Genomic DNA, 18556 nt, shown 5'->3' on the forward strand with positions numbered 1-18556 from the left:
ATCAGGCCGACGGCGCGCACTTCACGAGCGTCTGGCGGACGGCGACGGCGACGACGTCACCGTGCTGGTTCTTCGCGACGTGCCGCAGCGTGACGATGCCCTGGCCGGGGCGCGACTTCGATTCGCGCTTGTCCTCGATCAGCGTCTCGGCGTACATCGTGTCACCGTGGCGCATCGGCTTGGGAAAGCTGATCTCGCTGAACCCGAGGTTCGCGACGATCGTTCCCATCGTCAGCTGGGCGACCGACAGCCCGACGAGCGTCGACAGCGTGAACATCGAGTTGACGAGGCGCTCGCCGAACTCCGTCCCCGCTCCGTACTCGGCGTCGAGGTGCAGGGCCTGCGTGTTCATCGTCAACGTCGTGAACAGCACGTTGTCGGCCTCGGTGACGGTGCGTCCGGGGCGGTGCTCGTAGATCGCGCCGACCTCGAACTCCTCGAACCACAGTCCCCGCTGCGTGATGCGCTTGGGCTGTCGCTCGCCCGAGTCGGGGCCGGTAGCGGCGTCGTCGCTCGAGGCATCTTGGGGTGTTTCAGGAAGGGGCATGACGGCCTTTCGTCGAGTCGATGTTGCCCGGGTTTCGGGGCGCCTGCGCCCCGAAACCCGGGCAACATCGTGGGTCACAAGGACAGTTCGCGGGCGATGAGCATGAGCTGCACCTCGGTTGTGCCCTCGCCGATCTCGAGGATCTTCGAGTCGCGGTAGTGACGCGAGACGACGTACTCGTTCATGAAGCCGTAGCCGCCGTGGATCTGCGTGGCGTCGCGGGCGTTGTCCATCGCGGCCTCCGACGCGACCATCTTCGCGATCGACGCGGCCTTCTTGAACGGCTTGCCGGCGAGCATGAGTGCCGCGGCGTTGTAGTACGCCGAACGCGCCGTGTGAGCCCGCGCCTCCATGCGGGCGATCTTGAACTGAATGGCCTGGTACTCGCCGATCGCGTGGCCGAACGCCTGACGTTCCTTTGCGTACTTCACCGATTCGTCGACGCATCCCTGCGCCGCGCCGACCGCCAGGGCCGCGATGGCGATGCGGCCCTCGTCGAGGATGCGCAGGAAGTTCGCGTACCCGCGGCCGCGTTCGCCGAGCAGGTTCGCCTTCGGCACGCGCACGTCCGAGAACGACAGCGGATGCGTGTCGGAGGCATTCCAACCGACCTTGTCGTAGGCGGGCTCAGCCGTGAAACCCGGCGTGTTCGCCGGCACGATGATTGTCGAGATCTCCTTCTTGGCGCGCCCATCAGCCGTCTGCGACTCGCCCGTCACCGCCGTCACCGTCACGAGCTTCGTGATGTCGGTGCCCGAGTTGGTGATGAACTGCTTCGAGCCGTTGATGACCCACGCGTCGCCGTCTTCCTTGGCCGTCGTGCGCGTGCCGGACGCGTCAGAACCGGCGCCGGCCTCCGTCAGACCGAAGCCGCCGAGCTCCTCACCGGACGCGAGCATCGGTAGCCACTGCTCCTTCTGCTCCTGCGAACCGAAGCGGTAGATAGGCATCGCGCCGAGCCCGACGCCCGCCTCGAGGGTGATGGCGACGCTCTGGTCGACCTTCGCGAGTTCTTCGAGCGCGAGGCACAGGGCGAAGTAGTCGCCGCCCACGCCACCGAACTCCTCGGGAAACGGGATGCCGAACAGGCCCATCTCGGCCATGCCGGAGACGACCTCGTAGGGGAACGTGTGGTCCTTGTCGTGCTGGGCCGACACAGGCGCGACGACACGCTGCGCGAAATCACGCACGCCCTTCGCGAGGTCGGCGTACTCGTCGGGCAGATTGCCCTGCGCGATGAAGTCGGTCATGGCGGTCTCCTACGGGTGCGTGGGCGTCTACCCCCTCTGCGTGCAAGTGAACCCGGGTGCACTTGCACGCAGAGGGTCAAGGCTCGGCGGGGGGTCAGGGCTCGGCGGGGGGCTGAAGAGGCGGAAAGAGTGGGGTGGGATGAAGAGGGAGGGGGTCAGGAGGCGTCGGGCGGTGTGATGCGAGCAAGCACCTCGTCGACGGCCACCTGAGTGCCTGCGGGGGCGAGAACTTCGACGGTGCCGTCGATCGGTGCGGTGAGGGAGTGCTCCATCTTCATCGCCTCGACGATGACGACGACGTCACCCGCCGCGACCTCGGCACCATCGGCGACCTGCACGGCGATGACGGCGCCCGGCATCGGGCTCGTGATGTCACCACCGGCGCTGGCCGCAGCCGACGCGCGCAGGCTGACGTGTGGTGCTTCCTTGAGCGTGAACGTCCCGTCTGGTGAGTCGACCCACACCGTGCGGGTGCCGCTCTTGTCGCTCGAGATCGCCGTTCGGTACGTGCGGCGTTCGCCATCGGCGTCGATGACGAATCGCGTTGTGCCGTCGGTCTCCTCGCCTTCGATGACGACGGCGAGCCGCGTTGTCTCCCCGTCGCCGCGGGCCGCCGTCACGGAGGCGGGCACGTCGCGGCTGATCGTGACGTCCTCGCCGTCGCGGTGGTGGGTGAGGGCGACCTCGACGATGCCGCTGGCATCCTCACTCGGGTCGGTGACGGCGAAGCGGGCGCGCCGAGGGCTGTTGTGGCCGGTGCGCCATCCGTCTCGCCCGGCCCACAGGTCGCCGCCGCCGACGAGCCCCAACGAGGCCGACGCTGCGGCGACGAGCACGCCGTCGGGCGCGGGGGTGGCGACGTAGTCGGCGACGCGCGCGTCGAGCAGGCCGGTGTCGAGGCGCCCGGCGATGACGTCGGGGTCGGCGAGCAGGAAGCGGCAAAAATCGATGTTGGTCACGACGCCGCCGATGTGCGTCTTCGCCAAGGCCGCGTCGAGGCCTCGCAGGGCGGACGCGCGGTCGGGGCCGTAAGCGATGACCTTGCTCAGCATCGGGTCGAAGTTGCTGCCGACGATCGTGCCAACGCGCAACCCCGAGTCGACGCGCACCCCGGCGCCCGTCGGCTCGGACAGCGAGATGACCTCGCCGCCGGTGGGTAGGAAGCCGCGCGCCGGGTCCTCGGCGTACACGCGCGCCTCGATGGCGTGGCCCGTCAGCGTCACGTCGTCCTGCGTGAACCCGAGCGGCTCACCGGCGGCCACGCGCACCTGCCACTCGACGAGGTCGAGGCCGGTGACGAGTTCGGTGACGGGGTGCTCGACCTGTAGGCGCGTGTTCATCTCCATGAAGAAGAACTCGTCGGGCGCGTCGGCGCTGACGATGAACTCGACCGTCCCCGCACCGACGTAGTCGACGGATCGTGCTGTGTTGCAGGCCGCTTCGCCGATTCGTGCACGCGTGGCGTCGTCGAGCAGCGGTGACGGTGCCTCTTCGATGACCTTCTGGTGACGGCGCTGCAGCGAGCACTCGCGCTCGCCGAGATGCACGACGTTGCCGTGCTTGTCCGCGATGACCTGCACCTCGATGTGCCGCGGGCGCAGCACGAACCGTTCGAGGAACAGCGTGTCGTCGCCGAAGCTCGAGGCGGCCTCCCGACGGGCGCGCGCGACGGCGTCGGCCATGTCCTCGGCACGCTCGACGACGTGCATGCCCTTGCCGCCGCCGCCGGCGCTCGGCTTGATGAGGACGGGGAAACCGACCTCGCTCGCGGCCGCGACGAGCTCGTCGTCACTCAGACCGGGTCGGGCGAGGCCGGGCACGACGGGCACGTCGAACGCGCTGACGGCTGTCTTCGCCGTGATCTTGTCGCCCATCGTCTCGATGGCGCGGCTGCCGGGGCCGAGGAAGGCGATGCCCACCTCCTCGCACGCAGCCGCGAACGCGGTGTTCTCCGACAGGAACCCGTAGCCCGGGTGCACGCCGTCGGCGCCACTGATGCGGCACGCCTCGATGACGGCGGGGATGCTGAGGTAGTTCGTGCGAACCGGGGCGCTGGCGTCACCGCGCGCAACGTCGAGACGGTCCAGGTTGATGGCGACGTCGGCTTCGCGCACGTGCAGCGCGCTCGCGTCGGCGTCGGTGTAGACGGCGACGCTGCGGATGCCCATGCGGCGCAGCGTGCGCATGACGCGGACGGCGATCTCGCCGCGGTTGGCGATGAGAACCGTTGCGATGTCGCGCTTCTCGACGTTCGTGTCGGGGGCGGAGGTCGTGTTCGAGGTCATCTCACTCACATCCGGAAGACGCCGTAGCTGACGTCGGGCAGGTCGGTGCCGGAGCAGGCCTCGAGGGCGAGTCCGACGAGGTCGCGGGTGGAGGCGGGGTCGATGACGCCGTCGTCCCAGAGGCGGGCGGTCGAGTAGTAGGGGTTGCCCTGCGTCTCGTACTGCTCGCGGATCGGGGCCTTGAACGTCTCGGCGTCGTCGTCGCTCCACGGGGTGCCGGCGGCTTCGAGCTGGTCGCCGCGCACCGTCGCGAGCACGCTCGCGGCCTGTTCACCGCCCATGACGCTGATGCGCGCGTTGGGCCACATCCACAGGAATCGCGGCGAGTAAGCGCGCCCGCACATCGAGTAGTTGCCGGCACCGTAGCTGCCCGCCGATGACGACGGTGAACTTCGGTACGCGCGCGCAGGCGACGGCCGTCACCATCTTCGCGCCGTGCTTGGCGATGCCCCCGGCCTCGTACTCGCGGCCCACCATGAAACCGGTGATGTTCTGCAGGAACAGCAGCGGCGTCTTGCGCTTGTCGGCAAGCTCGATGAAGTGCGCGCCCTTCTGCGCGGATTCGCCGAACAGCACGCCGTTGTTCGCGATGATCGCGACGGGGTGGCCGTGGATGTGCGCGAACCCGGTGACGAGCGTCTTGCCGTACTCGGCCTTGAACTCGTGGAACTCGCCGGCGTCGACGATCGTCTCGATGACGTCGTGCACGTCGTACGGTGTGCGCAGGTCGACGGGGACGACGTCGTAGAGGCGTTCCTGATCATGCACGGCGTCGCGCGGTTCCACGGTGCGCCAAGGGGTTTCGGGCTTCGGCCCGAGCGTGCTGACGATGCTGCGCACCGTCATGAGCGCGTCGTGGTCGTCATCGGCGAGGTGGTCGGTGACGCCTGAGACCTTCGAGTGCAGGTCGCCGCCACCGAGATCCTCGGCCGTGACGACCTCGCCCGTCGCAGCCTTCACCAGCGGCGGGCCGCCAAGGAAGATCGTGCCCTGCTCGCGCACGATGACGGTCTCGTCGCTCATCGCGGGCACGTAGGCGCCGCCGGCGGTGCACGAACCCATGACGGCGGCGATCTGTGGAATGCCCTTCGCCGACAGCGTCGCCTGGTTGTAGAAGATGCGGCCGAAGTGGTCGCGGTCGGGGAACACGTCGTCCTGCTTGGGCAGGAACGCTCCGCCGGAGTCGACGAGGTAGATGCACGGCAGGTTGTTCTCGCGCGCGATCTCCTGCGCGCGCAGGTGCTTCTTCACCGTCATCGGGTAGTACGTGCCGCCCTTGACGGTCGCGTCGTTCGCGACGATGACGCACTCGCGACCCTCGACGCGGCCGATACCGCCGATGACGCCGGCGCCGGGGCACTCGTCGTCGTACATGCCGTCGGCGGCGAGGGGCGCGAGCTCGATGAACGGGCTGCCCGGATCGAGCAGCGTCTCGACGCGGTCGCGCGGCAACAGCTTGCCGCGGGCGACGTGGCGCTCGCGCGACTTGTCGCTGCCACCCTTCGCAGCGCGGGCCAGCTTGTCGTTCAGATCGTCGAGCAGGCGCAGATGCTCGGCTCGGTTGGCGGCTTGGTCGAAGGCCATGCGTTCGCTCACCCCGTGACGTCGGTGGGACGGGTCGGTGCGAGCGATCACGTGACCTGCGTCACTCGCGCATTCAGTTAATCACAATTAACTCAAGTGTGGTGAGCGGGGAGGTCTGCCCGGTGTCCTCGCCCGAGCACGTGGCGGGAGTCGTCGCAGTGAGCGGTGGGCGGTGGGCCGCTTGTGGCGGCCGGCGTCGTCAACCGTCCGTGTCGCATTCGTGCCAAGGGCTTTACGAGTCGGCGAGGCGAGCGTCATGGTGAGTGAGGTGCGCATGTGCGCGGCCGGATGGCGACGGCCGTCGAGGCTTCGACGGCCGCGGGGACCAGGGGAAGATCTGATGACACGCAGGGATGAATTCACGAACTATGTTCGGCCGCGGCGACGGGCGGCTGCGGGAGCGGGAGCGGCGCGCGTCGTGACGCTCGGGGGTGCGGCCTGCGGGTCGTCCGACGAGGGCGCGGCGCCGGCGTCGAGTCTGGCGTCGGCGTCGAGTCTGGCGTCGGCGTCGATGTCGTTGCCGGGTGCGTCGGGCTCCCGGTGAGGCGACGCTCGTGGGCTGGCTTCGCGAATCGGCTTCGTACGACCCGAGGTTCGCGTTCGTCGCACTCGATGGGGACAGAATCGTCGGGCACGTGGCGACCGGGGGTGACCTCGACGGGGCGCCGACGCTCGGGCTGGGGCCGTTGTCGGTCGAGCCGTCGAGGCAGGGGCAGGGCATCGGGTCATAGTTGATGGAGGCGACCCTGGACGCGCAGAGTGGAGTCCAGCAGAGTGGTGTACGACGGACCTGAGTGAGCGCGTGCCTTCAACGTAGGCGCGGCCACCAGGTGGATCCTTCGAGTGATCTCTCACAACCAACCTCGAAGAAGGACACCTTGATGACCGCTGGACCCAGTATCGACCCTGCCCGTTTCCTGAACGAGCAGCTGTCCCAGGCGAGCCCCGATCTGATGCGGGACCTGCTCACCACCTTCGTCAATGCACTGCTGTCCGCCCAGGCCGACGCGGTGTGCGGTGCCGGCTACAACGAACGGACCCCGGAGCGGGTCAACTCCCGCAACGGCTACCGCCACCGCGACCTCGACACCCGCGTCGGCACCCTGGATGTCGCCGTCCCCAAGCTACGCACCGGGTCGCTGTATCCGGAGTGGCTGCTCGAGCGCAGGAAGCGTGCCGAACGAGCACTGACCAGCGTGGTGGCGACCTGCTACCTCCTCGGCGTCTCGACGCGGCGGATGGACAAGCTCGTCCAGACTCTCGGGATCACCGGCCTGTCGAAGTCCCAGGTCTCGGTGATGGCCAAGGAACTCGACGAGCACGTCGAAGAGTTCCGCACCCGACGACTCGAAGACGCCGGGCCGTTCACGTTCGTCGCCGCTGACGCGCTGGTGTTGAAGGTCCGCGAAGGTGGCCGTGTGGTGCCGGTGCACGTGCTGGTCGCGACCGGTGTCAACGCTGACGGGCACCGCGAGATCCTCGGCGCGCAGGTCACCACCAGCGAGGACGGCGCCGGCTGGCTCGCGTTCTGGAGGGATCTGACCGCCCGCGGCCTCACGGGGGTCAAGCTCGTCACCTCTGACGCCCACGCCGGGCTCGTAGCTGCGATCGCGGCCACGAGCCCGGGCGCCGGTTGGCAGCGCTGCCGGACCCACTACGCGGCCAACCTGATGTCCGCGACCCCGAAGACCAACTGGCCGTGGGTCAAGGCGTTGCTGCACTCGATCTACGACCAGCCCGATGCTGAGGCCGTGCACGCCCAGTTCGACCGCGTCGTCGACGCCCTGCACGAGAAGCTCCCGGCGGTGGCTGAACATCTCGAAGGTGCCAAGGCGGACATTCTGGCGTTCACGCCGTTCCCGAAAGAGGTCTGGCGTCAGATCTGGTCGAACAACCCGAACGAGCGGCTCAACCGCGAAATCCGCCGGCGCACCGACGTGGTCGGGATCTTCCCCGACCGCGCATCCATCATCCGGCTCGTCGGCGCCGTCCTGGCCGAGCAACACGACGAGTGGGCCGAAGGCCGCCGCTACCTCGGCCTCGACGTCCTCGCCCGCGCACAAGCCGTCGACACCACCACCGAGGAGGTGACCACCGAACTCGAACTACAGGCCCTCACAGCCTGACAACACGACCAACCGAGGGATCAACCTCGTACACCACCCCAGCGGACTTGACCCGCGCCGCGTCAGGCAGGTGCGAGCGTCATCGTCCTGCTGGGTGAACCGGGCTACTACGCGTGGTTCGGTTTCGTACCGGCTGCGGATCTCGGCATCAGCGCCGACCCGGCGTGGGGCGAGTTCTTCCAGGCGCGTCCTCTCGCGGGCGGCTGGGGGCGCGACGGTGACGCCGCGAGCCCCGCGTATGCCGGGGCCCGCGGCGTCTTCACCTACCCCGAGCCGTTCGCGCGCCTGGGGTGACGGCCGGGCGTGTCGCGCCATCGCGTTTGAAGGGGTAGCCGCGAGCACGGCCGACTCGCGCGGCGCGTGTGAGCCGCAGTGTCGTTTCTTGACGGGGTGCCGCAGTTCGCTTCTGCGCTGTGGCGGCATGACCGGCATAACGCGGCACCCGGTGCCGGGCGCCGGTGCCCTGCGTCAGGGGCAGGTTTCGTCGAGCTTGACGGTCTTGAACCGCACGTCGACGCCGTCCTTGACCTCGGTTCCGGCGGCAGGGGTCTGTGAGCAGACCTTCCAGTGCTTGTCGAGCAGTTGGGGGCGGCTCGTGCCGAGCGCGTCGTCCGAGTGCGAGACGTAGAGCGGGTTGCCGGAGACCCGCTGCACGTCGTCCTGCGCGGCTTGCAAGGTCTTGCCGGTCTCGTCGGGCATGGTGAACGGCTCGGCCTGCGCCCCGACGGCCTTGGAGCTGGCTTCGCCGGCTGCGCTCGATGCGGCGGAGCCTGCGCTCGCCACCGCGCTCGTGGCCTGCGACGCAGCACTGGTCGCGGCGTCCTTGGCCTTGTCGGTGTCGTTGCTCGAGCACCCGGCGAGGGCGAGAACGGCAGTCAGTGCGAGGAGGCTGGTCTTGTTCATAGATCGACCTTAGGCTGAGCTCCCTGGCTTAAGGCTCGCTGGTCATGCTTGTGTCCAACTCGTCACGCACGGCAGTGGGGACTTCTCATGTCCGGGGCTTGACGCCGATGTGGTGGCTCAAGCATGAACCGGCACAACGGACGCTGAGGCCCTCCGTCCCCTTCCGAGTTTACGGTGCGCCGCAGTAGTTCCGTATGAGAGGCGGCCGTACCGTGATGATCAGCGCCGCCGCAGTGATCTTGTCCAACCCCGTCGGGGCGCTGTCCTATTTGTAATAGCCCTTTGCGTTGCCAAAGCCGTTTTCAACCGCGATGACGAGGTCGCCCGTGGCGTCGACACCGTAGGCCTGCTTCCAAGTGAGCGTCTTGCCGGGGAGAATGTCGGCGGTGGGCAGATCAACGCCCTTCTCGGTGTCGAAGACCCCGTCGGATTGCTTATCTCCGCTCGTGGCTGTGGTCGTGAGCGTCATGGCGTTGTAGGGCTCTTTAGATCCGTTCTTCAACGTGACATCGACGATGACGAACTTCTTGAACTTGGTGTCAGAGGCTGCGTAGGGAGACGGCTGAAAGGGCTGAGGCTTCGAGATGGTGATCGCGACGCCGTCGTCCCACGTGAACGTGGATCCGAAGGGCTTGGTCTTGCTGTTGCCTTCGTCAGATGACGTAGAGGTCGCGGAGCTGGATGTCTGAGGTGTCGCGCCTTCCCCGGCGGCTGACGAGGCCGACGAGGCGGGGGTGTTGCTGCCAGGGGCGTCGTTCGAGTTCTTGACCTCTGACGAACAGCCGGCCAGGGCGAGGGCAGCCGCCACGGAGCAAATCTTCAGATTGCGCATAGGGCCAAGACAGAGGGTTTCGTATGTTTCGAGGGGGTTCGCGAGGTGACTTCTTTGGGTGACTGCCTGCGTCGGTCGCCATGTGGACTCCGTCAAGGGCAACCACACTCAGTTCATTGTGATTAACTCGATCGTTGGTATCTGTCTCTCGCCCACGGGGGTTCGCATGGCGCTCGACGTCGCGGCAGGCGCGGAGCTGACGGCCCGGGAGCGCAGCAAGGCTGCCCGGCGTCAGCAAATCCTCGATGCCGCTGCGGGCCTCATCGCCGAGCGTGGGCTCGCGGGGGTGCGTCTCGAAGACCTGGGCAGCGCCGTCGGCATCAGCGGCCCCGCCGTCTACCGCCACTTCGCGAACAAAGAAGCGGTGCTCGCCGAACTGCTCGTCGGCATCAGCCGGTATCTCCTCGAGAACGGTTCGCGCGTCGTCGCTGACGCCGCCACGGCTGACGAGGCGCTCGAGAACCTCGTCGACTTCCACATCGACTTCTCCCTGACCAAGCCGGCGCTCATCCGCGTGCAGGGCCGCGATCTCGCAAGCCTCGACGCAGCCGCTCGTCGCGACGTGCGGCAGCTGCAGCGCCAATATGTCGAGATCTGGGTCGGTGTGCTGCGCGACGTCGACCCCTCTCTCAGCGACGACGAGGCCCGCATCAAGGCCCACGCCGGCTTCGGCGCGCTCAACTCGACGCCGCACTCGACCGGCAGGACGAAGACCGCGGTCGAAGCTCACCGCGAACGCACCCGAGCCGTCCTGCGCGCGATGGCGCTCGCGGCGCTGCGCCCTGCTGGGTGAAGCCGGGTCGTTCCGCCCGTCGAGAAATTCAGTTAAGAACCATTAACCGAGACGGTGTGATGTGATTCACTGAAATCCTGTGATGCGAGTCACGGATGACGCGACCGGAGGAGAGCCGATGTCCGCCACCGACACCCTCGAGAACGACCTCGACCCGACGCTCAGCCACACGCGTGGGGCGCCCGAATCGCCTCTGATCGAGCAGACGATCGGCGACAACCTCGACGCGACCGTCGCCGCACATCCCGATCGTGAGGCGCTCGTCGACGTGGCGAGCGGCCGGCGCTGGACGTACACCGAGTTCCTCCACGACGTCGACGCACTTGCCCTGGCCCTGCTCGACGCCGGCGTCGCGACGGGCGACCGCGTCGGCATCTGGGCGCCCAACTGCCCCGAGTGGACGCTCACCCAGTACGCGACGGCCAAGATCGGCGCCATCCTCGTCAACATCAACCCCGCCTACCGCAGCCACGAACTCAAGTACGTGCTGGGCCAGGCCGGCATCACGACACTGATCGCCGCCCCGAAGTTCAAGACGAGCAACTACGCGCGCATGATCGAGCAGGTGCGCGGCGAGTGCCCCGACCTCGCGCGCGTCGTTCTCATCGGCGAGACGTCGTGGAGCGACCTCGCCGACGCGGGCGCGAAGGCTCTCGCCGCTGACGGCGGACGCGAGCGCCTCGCCGCCGTCCAGAAGTCGCTGAAGAACACCGACGCAATCAACATCCAGTACACGAGCGGCACGACCGGCTTCCCCAAGGGCGCGACGCTGAGTCACCGCAACATCCTCAACAACGGCTTCTTCGTCGGCGAACTCTGTTCGTACACAGCCGAAGACCGCGTCTGCATCCCCGTGCCGTTCTACCACTGCTTCGGCATGGTCATGGGCAACCTCGCCTGCACCTCGCACGGCGCGACGATGGTCATCCCCGCGCCCGGCTTCGACGCCGCCCTCACCCTGCAGACCGTCGTGGACGAACGGTGTACGAGCCTCTACGGCGTGCCGACGATGTTCATCGCCGAACTCGCGCTGCCCGACTTCGACCGCTACGACCTGACGAGCCTGCGCACCGGCATCATGGCCGGCTCGCCCTGCCCCGAGCACACGATGCGTCAGGTCATGGAGCGCATGCACATGGAGGAGGTCTCGATCTGCTACGGCATGACGGAGACCTCGCCCGTGTCGCTGCAGACACGCAAGAACGACACCGTCGAGCAGCGCACGCAGACGGTAGGGCGCGTCGGCCCGCACCTCGAGGTCATGGTCGTCGACCCCGTCACGTACGAGCCCGTCAAGCGCGGTGAGCCGGGTGAGCTGTGTACCAAGGGGTACTCGGTCATGCTCGGCTATTGGAACCAGGACGACAAGAGCGCCGAAGCCATCGTCGACGGCTGGATGCACACGGGCGACATCGCCGCCATGGACGACGACGGGTACGTCACGATCACGGGGCGCATCAAGGACATGGTCATCCGCGGCGGCGAGAACATCTACCCGCGAGAGATCGAGGAGTTCCTCTACAACCACCCCGACATCGTCGACGCGCAGGTCATCGGCGTGCCCGACGACAAGTACGGCGAGGAACTCATGGCGTGCGTCCGCATGATCGACGGCGCGGAGCCGCTGACGGTCGAATCGCTACGCGCCTACTGCGACGGCAGGCTCGCGCACTACAAGGTGCCGCGCTACGTGCGCGTCATGGAGGAGTTCCCGATGACGGTGACGGGCAAGATCCGCAAGATCGACCTGCGTGAAGAGGCGCCGCAGTACATGAAGTGACGCTGGTAGGTTCGCGGGCGTGCAGATCGTCCTCGTCGCGCCGCAGATCGCGCCCAACACCGGCAACATCATCCGCCTCGCCGCGAACGTCGGCGCGAGCCTGCACCTCGTCGAACCGCTCGGTTTCTCGATGGACGCCCGCCTGCTGCGCCGGGGCGGGCTCGACTACCACGAGTTGGCCGACGTCCACGTGCACGCGGACGTCGACGCGGCCCGCGCCGCTTGCCCCGGGCGGTGGCTCGCGCTGACGTCGCGTGCCCGGAGACGGTATGACGCCGTCGACTACCGTGACGACGACGTCCTCGTCTTCGGTTGCGAGGCAACAGGATTGCCTGACGATCTCCTCGCGACGTTCAGCGCTGAAGAGCGACTGCGCATCCCCATGCGCCCCGACAACCGCAGCCTCAACCTCGGCAACGCGGTCGCCGTCGTAGCGTATGAGGCATGGCGTCAGCTCGGCTTCACCGGCGCTGCTGATGACGGCACCGGCACCCTCGAGGCGCTGAGCGCTGACGCCCCACGACGGGAGGCATGAGTTTCCCGCGTGAGACGCGAGGTGTGGGGTGTGCGGCGGGGCGGTCATGAACACAGGATGCGACGCCGGCTCGACGCGGGGAGGCTGCCTTGGCAGGATGGCGGCATGGCCGCTCACATGCCCCTGACCGACGCTCCGCGCGTGCTCGCCATCGTCCAGGCCGGAGGTAAGGGCTCACGGATGGGTGTGCTCACCACGCACCGCGCGAAACCGGCGCTGCCGTTCGGTGGCACGCACCAGCTCGTCGACATCGCCATGTCGAACCTCGTCAACTCGGGTATCTCCAGCGTCTGGGTTTCCGTGCAGTACCGCGCGGGCACGCTCGACAAGCACCTGCAGCACGGACGCCCCTGGGATCTGGACCGCAACGACGGCGGTTTCCGCCGCATCGTGCCCGAGGAGATCGACGCCGCGCGCACGGGTGGGTTCGCCACCGGCAACGCGGACGACCTGTACCGCATCCGTCATCAGATCGCCGACGAGAACGCTGACGTGACCGTCGTGCTGAGCGCCGATCAGGTGTTCACGCTCGACCTGCGGGACGTCGTCGCCGCTCACCTCGCCAAGGGCGCCGACCTCACCATCGTCACCACCGAGGTGCCCGTGACGGAGGCGTCGAACAAGGCTGTCGTGACGAGCGACGCCACCGGCAAGGTCACCCGCATCGACGAGAAGCCCGAGGACCCGGCCCACGGAACGATCTCCGCGGAGGTCTTCATCTACCGCACGGCAGCGCTGCTCGACGCCCTCGAAGAAGCCGAGAAAGCGACGCGCCCTGAAGCCGACGACGAGGACGACACCGGTCTCGGCGACTTCGCCGAGCACCTCATCCCGACGCTCGTCGCGCGTGGACGTGTGCGCACCCACGCGCTCGAGGCGTACTGGATGGACATGGGCCGGCCCGAGACCTACCTGCGCGCTCACCGCGACCTCGTGCGTGGTGACGTGCCGATCTTCGACGACGAGGCGTGGCCAATGCGCACCCTCGCGACGAACAAGTGCGCGGCGCGCGTGCGCGAAGGGGCCGTCGTCGACGCGTCCTACCTGTCGCCAGGGTGCGACATCGCCGGCACCGTGCGCCGCTCGGTGCTCGGGCCCGGCGTGATCGTGCGCGCGGGGGCCGTCGTCGAGGATGCCGTGGTGCTCGACGGCACGGTCATCGAGAAGGGTGCCGAGGTGCGCACCGCGATCGTCGACGTCGACGTCGCGGTGCGCCGAGGAGCGCGCGTCGGCTCAGCCCCTGCCGCCACCGCGGCGCGCGACGCGGACATCGCCGTCATCGGCGCGGGTGCCACCGTGCGCGATGTCGTGAAGCCGGGGGAGCAGATCGACCCCGGCGACGTCGTCAGCTGAGCCGCGCCGGGGGCGCCCCGGCAACCCCGTGGGGTGACGCAGGGGCGCCGACGGCTGTGGACGATGACGGCTGCGCGGCCTTCCGCGGCCGTCCTGCACCCTCGTCCACAGGGTTTGCGGCCGGCGCCGACGGCACACCCCGTGACATGCCTACCGTCGACGCATGACTATCTTCGCAACTCACGGTGTGCTCGCGGTCGCGGACGATCCCAACGCGGAGGCGCTCGCGACGTTCATCCACTGGTTCGTCGTCGTCGCCGTCCTGCTCTTCGTCGTCGCCCCGGCGCTGTGGCTCACCGGTGCCATCGTGGCGACCCGCAGCCTCAAGAAGTGGCCGAGTCTCGTCGCCGACACCGAGGACGCCATGTACCGCTGGGCCCTGCTCGTCGGCGTCCTGCCCGTCGTGGGCCCGCTCATCTACGCCGTCTCGTTCCAGCAGGCCAAGAACCGTCGGACGCCTGAGCAACTCGTCCTCGCGCGGATGACTCATCGGGAGCGCCATCGTCAGGCGCAACTCGCCGGCATCGGGCGACGGTAGCCGGGCTCTCGTTCGCGCATGACAAGGCGCGGGAGCGCAGGTAAGGCGAACGACTCCGGCCGGCTCGCCGGTGTGCTCAGGTGAAGAGGAAGTCGACGGCCGACGGCTCGGTGAGGCGCCGTTCGTATTCGCCGACCCCGCCGGGCCACAGGGTGCGGTTCTCGCCGTCGTCATCGAGGTACCAGGAGGTGCAGCCGCCCTGCGTCCACACCGAGCGACCGCTGCGTTCGCGCATCTCACGCGTGAAGGCGGGCACGAGTTCGGGGCGCACCTCGACGGCGTGGGCGCCTCGGCGATCGCGTTCGTCGAGCAGCGTCATGACGTGGGCGATCTGCGCTTCGATCATGAGCACGACGCTCGTGTGCCCCAGGCCCGTGTTGGGCCCCAGCAGCATGAAGAGGTTGGGGAAGTCGGCCATCGTCACGCCGAGATAGGACTCGACACCGTTCTGCCATTCCTCGGCGAACGAGCGGCCGTCACGCCCGGTGATGTCGAGGTGGGCGTACGAGCCGCGGGGGTCGAAGCCGGTGGCCAGCACGAGGGCGTCAACCTCGTGCAGGGTTCCGTCGGCGGTGACGACGCCGTCGGGCGTCACGCCCACGACGTCGTCGGTCACGACGTCGACGTCGGCGCGCGCGAGGGCAGGGTAGTACGTGTCGGACAGCAGGACGCGCTTGCACCCCATCGTGTAGGTGGGGGTCAGCTTCTCGCGCAGCTGCGGATCCTTGATCTGGTTGGCCAGGTGCCGTCGGGCCTCGCGGGAGGCGAGTTCGAGCAGCCGCGGCTGGCTGTCGAACGCGACGGCAGGCAGGTCGTTGCGTCGGCGCAGTGCAGCCCGATGGGCCCGCATGAGCGCGGGGTGACGCCGGAAGCGGTCGATCGTCGCGTCGGAGTACTCGCTGTTGCGCTGCGGCATGATCCACGGTGCGCTGCGCTGGAAGACGGTGAGGTGCTCGGCGTCCTCGGCGAGCGCCGGGATGCACTGCACAGCCGAGGCGCCCGTGCCGATGATGCCGACGCGGCGGCCGAACATCGAACTGTCGCGAGGCCAGGCTGCGGTGTGGATGAGTTCGCCGGCGAACGTGTGCAGCCCGTCGATGAGGGGGATGTGCGGCAGGTGCAGCGCACCGACGCCGAGCACGAGTGCGCGGGCGGTGACGGTGTGCGTCGAACCGTCCGAGGAGTGCGTCGCGATCGTCCACACGCCGCTCGACTCGTCGAAGTCGGCGGCGTGCAGCGCCGTGTCGAAGCGGATGTGCTCGCGCAGCTCGTACTTCTCGACGACGGCGAGCAGATAGTCCTGGATGACGTCACCGCGCGAATAGGTGTGCGACCAGTACGGGTTGAGCTCGAAGCTGAACGAGTACAGGTGGCTCGGCACATCGCAGGCAACACCGGGATAACGGTTGTCACGCCACGTGCCACCGATCTCGTCGGCCTTCTCGAGGATGACGAAGCTGCGGCCGGCGTCCTGCAGCGCCACGGCCATGCCGATCCCGGAGAAACCGGTGCCGACGACGACGACGTCCACCTCTGCCACAGTGCTCACCGCACCAACCTAACGGGGCCGACCGCCGCCATCGCGCACCGACACAGCCGACGGCGCGTGATGGCGCTGCTCGCGCCGCCACTGCGTCAGTCAGTGCCGGTTGCGTCACGCAGGACTGACTCGAACGACACGGACTGACGCAGCTGGGCTCGGCTGATCGCACCGTGCGCCGTCACGCTGCCAGCCGACTCGTCAGTCAAGACGCTGTCAGTCGAGCTGCACGATGACGGGCGCGTGGTCGCTCGCACCCTTGCCCTTGCGCTCGTCGCGGTCGATGACGGCGCCCTGGACGCGCCCGGCGAGGGCGGGGGAGCACAGGGCGAAGTCGATGCGCATGCCCTGCTTCTTGGGGAAACGCAGCTGCGTGTAATCCCAGTACGTGTAGGTGCGCGGCTCGTTCGTGTGCGGGCGCACCACGTCGGCGTAGCCTGTGTCGATCATCGCCTGGAACGCGTCACGCTCGGGTTGCGTCACGTGCGTCTTGCCCTCGAAGAACGCCGGATCCCAGACGTCTTCGTCTCTCGGCGCGATGTTCCAGTCACCCGTCAGCGCGATCTGCGCCTCGGGGTTCTCGGTGAGCCACTTCTCGCCGTCGGCGCGCAGCGCGGCGAGCCAGTCGAGCTTGTACTCGTAGTGCGGGTGGCCGATCTCGCGACCGTTCGGCACGTAGAGCGACCACATGCGCACCCCGTCGCACGTGGCGGCGATGGCGCGGGCCTCCGCCGCGATGGGGTCGCCGAAGCCGGGCATGTCCTCGAAGCCGATCTGCACGTCCTCGAGGCCGACGCGCGAGGCGATCGCGACACCGTTCCACTGGTTCAGCCCGTGATGGGCGACCTCGTACCCGGCTTCCTCGAAGCGGGCCATGGGGAACTGCTCGTCCTTGCACTTCGTCTCCTGCATGGCGAGCACGTCGACGTCACCACGTTCGAGGAAGGCGATGACGCGGTCGACGCGGGTGCGGATGGAGTTGACGTTCCACGTGGCGATTCGCATGCCTCAACCCTAGACGGGCCCTGCGACAACCCTCGAAACCAGCGGGATCCTGCGGTTGTCGGCGACGAGTGGCACAGTGGTGAGCATGACGAAATGGGCACTGGTCACCGGCGCGAGCGCCGGCATCGGCAAGGAGTTCTGCGAGCAGCTGGCGGCGCGCGGCGACAACGTCGTCCTGGTCGCGCGGCGCGCCGACTGGCTCGAGGAGCTCAAGGCACACCTCGAGAAGCGCTACCGCGTGCACGCCGAGGTCCTCGCGGCCGACCTCGCCAACGCTGACGATCTCAAGCGCGTCGCCGAGCGTGTCGCGCAGGCGAGCGACCCCATCGAGGTGCTCGTCAACAACGCCGGCTTCGGGCTCAAGACGGCGTTCCTCGACACCGACGTCGAGAAGGAGATCGCCTCCGTTGACGTCATGGTCAAGGCCGTCGTCGTGCTCAGCCACGCCGCAGGCCGCGCGATGCGTGAGCGGGGGCGGGGCGCGATCATCAACGTCTCGTCGGTCGCGGGGTTCATGGCGAGCGGCACCTACTCGGCGGCGAAGTCGTATGTCACCGTGTTCAGCGAGTCGCTCGCCGGCCAGCTCGCGGGCACGGGCGTCACGGTGACCGCGCTGTGCCCAGGTTTCACCCACACCGACTTCCACGCGAGCGCCGACATCGACGTCGACAAGACCTCGGCCATCGGCAAGCGACTCTGGCTCGACGCCGACCGCCTCGTGCGCGACTGCCTCGCCGACGTCGACGCCGGCCGCGTCATCTCGGTGCCGGGGAAGCAGTACAAGGTCGCGACGCAGTTGCTGCGCCACGTGCCGCGCTCCATCGTGCGCGCGGGCGCTTTGAGCAACCGTCATCGGCCGCGCGACTGAGGAACCCCCGCCAAATAGAATGGACGGCATGACGAACATCGCCGAAGACCGCGCCCGCCTGCTGCAACTCATCAAGGACAACGCCATCGTGCACGGCAAGGTGACGTTGAGCAGCGGCAAGGAGGCCGACTACTACGTCGATCTGCGTCGCATCTCTCTCTCCGGCGAGGCTGCGCCGCTCGTCGGACGCGTCATGCGCGATCTGACGAGGGACTTCGACTACGTCGCCGTCGGCGGTCTGACGCTTGGTGCTGACCCCGTCGCGACGTCGATGCTGCACGCTGCGGCTGCTGCGGGGGAGCAGGTCGACGCGTTCGTCGTCCGCAAGGCCGGCAAGGCGCACGGCCTGCAGCAGCGCATCGAGGGCCCCTCGATCAAGGGTCGTCGCGTGCTCGTCGTCGAGGACACGACGACGACGGGTGCCTCGCCGTTGGAAGCCGTCGCCGCGTGCCGTGAGGAGGGCGCCGAGGTCGTCGGCGTCGCGACCATCGCCGACCGTGCCACCGGTGCGCAGGAGAAGATCGAGGCCGAGGGCCTCACCTACGTCAGCGCCTTCTCGATGGAAGATCTCGGCCTCGCCTGAGCGTCTGTCACGCCGCGCCTCTTGGCTGTGCGCG

Annotated in this window: 16 protein-coding genes and 1 pseudogene; 9 read left to right on the forward strand and 8 right to left on the reverse strand. The window is 68.2% G+C overall.

The features are described 5' to 3' along the window. Nucleotide 1: 1 nt before the first annotated feature. From EDC82_RS02910 to EDC82_RS02925, 4 genes and pseudogenes are all read right to left on the reverse strand, one after another. Nucleotides 2–547 (reverse strand): MaoC family dehydratase, encoded by a 546-nt coding sequence (locus EDC82_RS02910; RefSeq protein WP_231729366.1) that lies wholly within the window; start codon nt 545–547, stop codon nt 2–4. Nucleotides 548–621: 74 nt separating this feature from the next. Beyond that, the gene (locus tag EDC82_RS02915) at nt 622–1797 is read right to left on the reverse strand and encodes an acyl-CoA dehydrogenase family protein (RefSeq protein WP_131940580.1); all 1176 of its coding nucleotides are present in this window, start codon (nt 1795–1797) and stop codon (nt 622–624) included. A gap of 155 nt (nt 1798–1952) precedes the next feature. After that, the gene (locus EDC82_RS02920; protein WP_074041059.1) at nt 1953–4082 is read right to left on the reverse strand and encodes a biotin carboxylase N-terminal domain-containing protein; all 2130 of its coding nucleotides are present in this window, start codon (nt 4080–4082) and stop codon (nt 1953–1955) included. A gap of 5 nt (nt 4083–4087) precedes the next feature. Next, nucleotides 4088–5666 (reverse strand): annotated as a pseudogene (locus tag EDC82_RS02925) (carboxyl transferase domain-containing protein). A gap of 554 nt (nt 5667–6220) precedes the next feature. Here EDC82_RS02925 and EDC82_RS15225 point away from each other — a divergent pair. Together EDC82_RS15225 and EDC82_RS02935 are read left to right on the forward strand one after the other, a co-directional pair. Beyond that, nucleotides 6221–6397: a GNAT family N-acetyltransferase gene (locus EDC82_RS15225; protein ID WP_200829272.1), complete on the forward strand. Its 177-nt coding sequence runs from the start codon at nt 6221–6223 to the stop codon at nt 6395–6397. 150 nt (nt 6398–6547) lie between these two features. Further along, complete coding sequence (locus EDC82_RS02935; protein ID WP_040014493.1) at nt 6548–7792, forward strand: IS256 family transposase; 1245 nt, start codon at nt 6548–6550, stop codon at nt 7790–7792. Nucleotides 7793–8260: 468 nt separating this feature from the next. Here the strand turns inward: EDC82_RS02935 and EDC82_RS02945 are convergent, their stop codons facing one another. Both EDC82_RS02945 and EDC82_RS02950 read right to left on the reverse strand, forming a co-directional pair. Beyond that, entirely contained in the window at nt 8261–8695 is a 435-nt protein-coding gene (locus EDC82_RS02945) for a lipoprotein (RefSeq protein WP_074041058.1), read from the reverse strand. Nucleotides 8696–8960: 265 nt separating this feature from the next. Then, nucleotides 8961–9503 carry a DUF4352 domain-containing protein gene (locus tag EDC82_RS02950; protein ID WP_131940585.1) on the reverse strand — a complete coding sequence of 181 codons (543 nt, stop codon included), beginning with the start codon at nt 9501–9503 and terminating at the stop codon, nt 8961–8963. Nucleotides 9504–9693: 190 nt separating this feature from the next. Between EDC82_RS02950 and EDC82_RS02955 the strand changes: the two genes are divergently transcribed. The 5 genes from EDC82_RS02955 (at nt 9694) to EDC82_RS02975 (ending at nt 14526) form a co-directional block, all read left to right on the forward strand. Continuing rightward, nucleotides 9694–10320: a TetR/AcrR family transcriptional regulator gene (locus EDC82_RS02955; RefSeq protein ID WP_006946248.1), complete on the forward strand. Its 627-nt coding sequence runs from the start codon at nt 9694–9696 to the stop codon at nt 10318–10320. A gap of 118 nt (nt 10321–10438) precedes the next feature. Beyond that, complete coding sequence (locus EDC82_RS02960; RefSeq protein WP_131940587.1) at nt 10439–12100, forward strand: AMP-binding protein; 1662 nt, start codon at nt 10439–10441, stop codon at nt 12098–12100. Nucleotides 12101–12119: 19 nt separating this feature from the next. After that, entirely contained in the window at nt 12120–12635 is a 516-nt protein-coding gene (locus EDC82_RS02965) for a tRNA (cytidine(34)-2'-O)-methyltransferase (protein WP_131940589.1), read from the forward strand. Nucleotides 12636–12740: 105 nt separating this feature from the next. Beyond that, complete coding sequence (locus tag EDC82_RS02970; protein ID WP_235006094.1) at nt 12741–13988, forward strand: glucose-1-phosphate adenylyltransferase family protein; 1248 nt, start codon at nt 12741–12743, stop codon at nt 13986–13988. Between the two features lie 163 nt (nt 13989–14151). Beyond that, complete coding sequence (locus EDC82_RS02975; protein WP_131940591.1) at nt 14152–14526, forward strand: hypothetical protein; 375 nt, start codon at nt 14152–14154, stop codon at nt 14524–14526. A gap of 76 nt (nt 14527–14602) precedes the next feature. On the opposite strand, the gene EDC82_RS02980 is transcribed toward EDC82_RS02975, so the two are convergent. Together EDC82_RS02980 and EDC82_RS02985 are read right to left on the reverse strand one after the other, a co-directional pair. Further along, nucleotides 14603–16075, reverse strand: coding sequence for an NAD(P)/FAD-dependent oxidoreductase (locus EDC82_RS02980; protein WP_006946121.1), 1473 nt, complete (start codon nt 16073–16075; stop codon nt 14603–14605). A 207-nt stretch (nt 16076–16282) separates the two neighbouring features. Continuing rightward, nucleotides 16283–17071, reverse strand: a complete 789-nt coding sequence (locus tag EDC82_RS02985; protein ID WP_006946080.1) for an exodeoxyribonuclease III — start codon at nt 17069–17071, stop codon at nt 16283–16285. Nucleotides 17072–17156: 85 nt separating this feature from the next. On the opposite strand from EDC82_RS02985, the gene EDC82_RS02990 reads away from it, so the two are divergent. Both EDC82_RS02990 and pyrE read left to right on the forward strand, forming a co-directional pair. Continuing rightward, a complete protein-coding gene (locus tag EDC82_RS02990) occupies nt 17157–17939 on the forward strand; it encodes an SDR family oxidoreductase (protein ID WP_200829273.1) in 783 nt (260 codons plus the stop codon). 28 nt (nt 17940–17967) lie between these two features. Beyond that, nucleotides 17968–18522, forward strand: coding sequence for an orotate phosphoribosyltransferase (gene pyrE, locus EDC82_RS02995; protein WP_062258358.1), 555 nt, complete (start codon nt 17968–17970; stop codon nt 18520–18522). The last annotated feature ends 34 nt before the right edge of the window (nt 18523–18556 follow it).

Origin of the sequence: Dermacoccus sp. SAI-028, from assembly GCF_004346775.1 — a bacterium.
Lineage (GTDB): Bacteria > Actinomycetota > Actinomycetes > Actinomycetales > Dermatophilaceae > Dermacoccus > Dermacoccus nishinomiyaensis.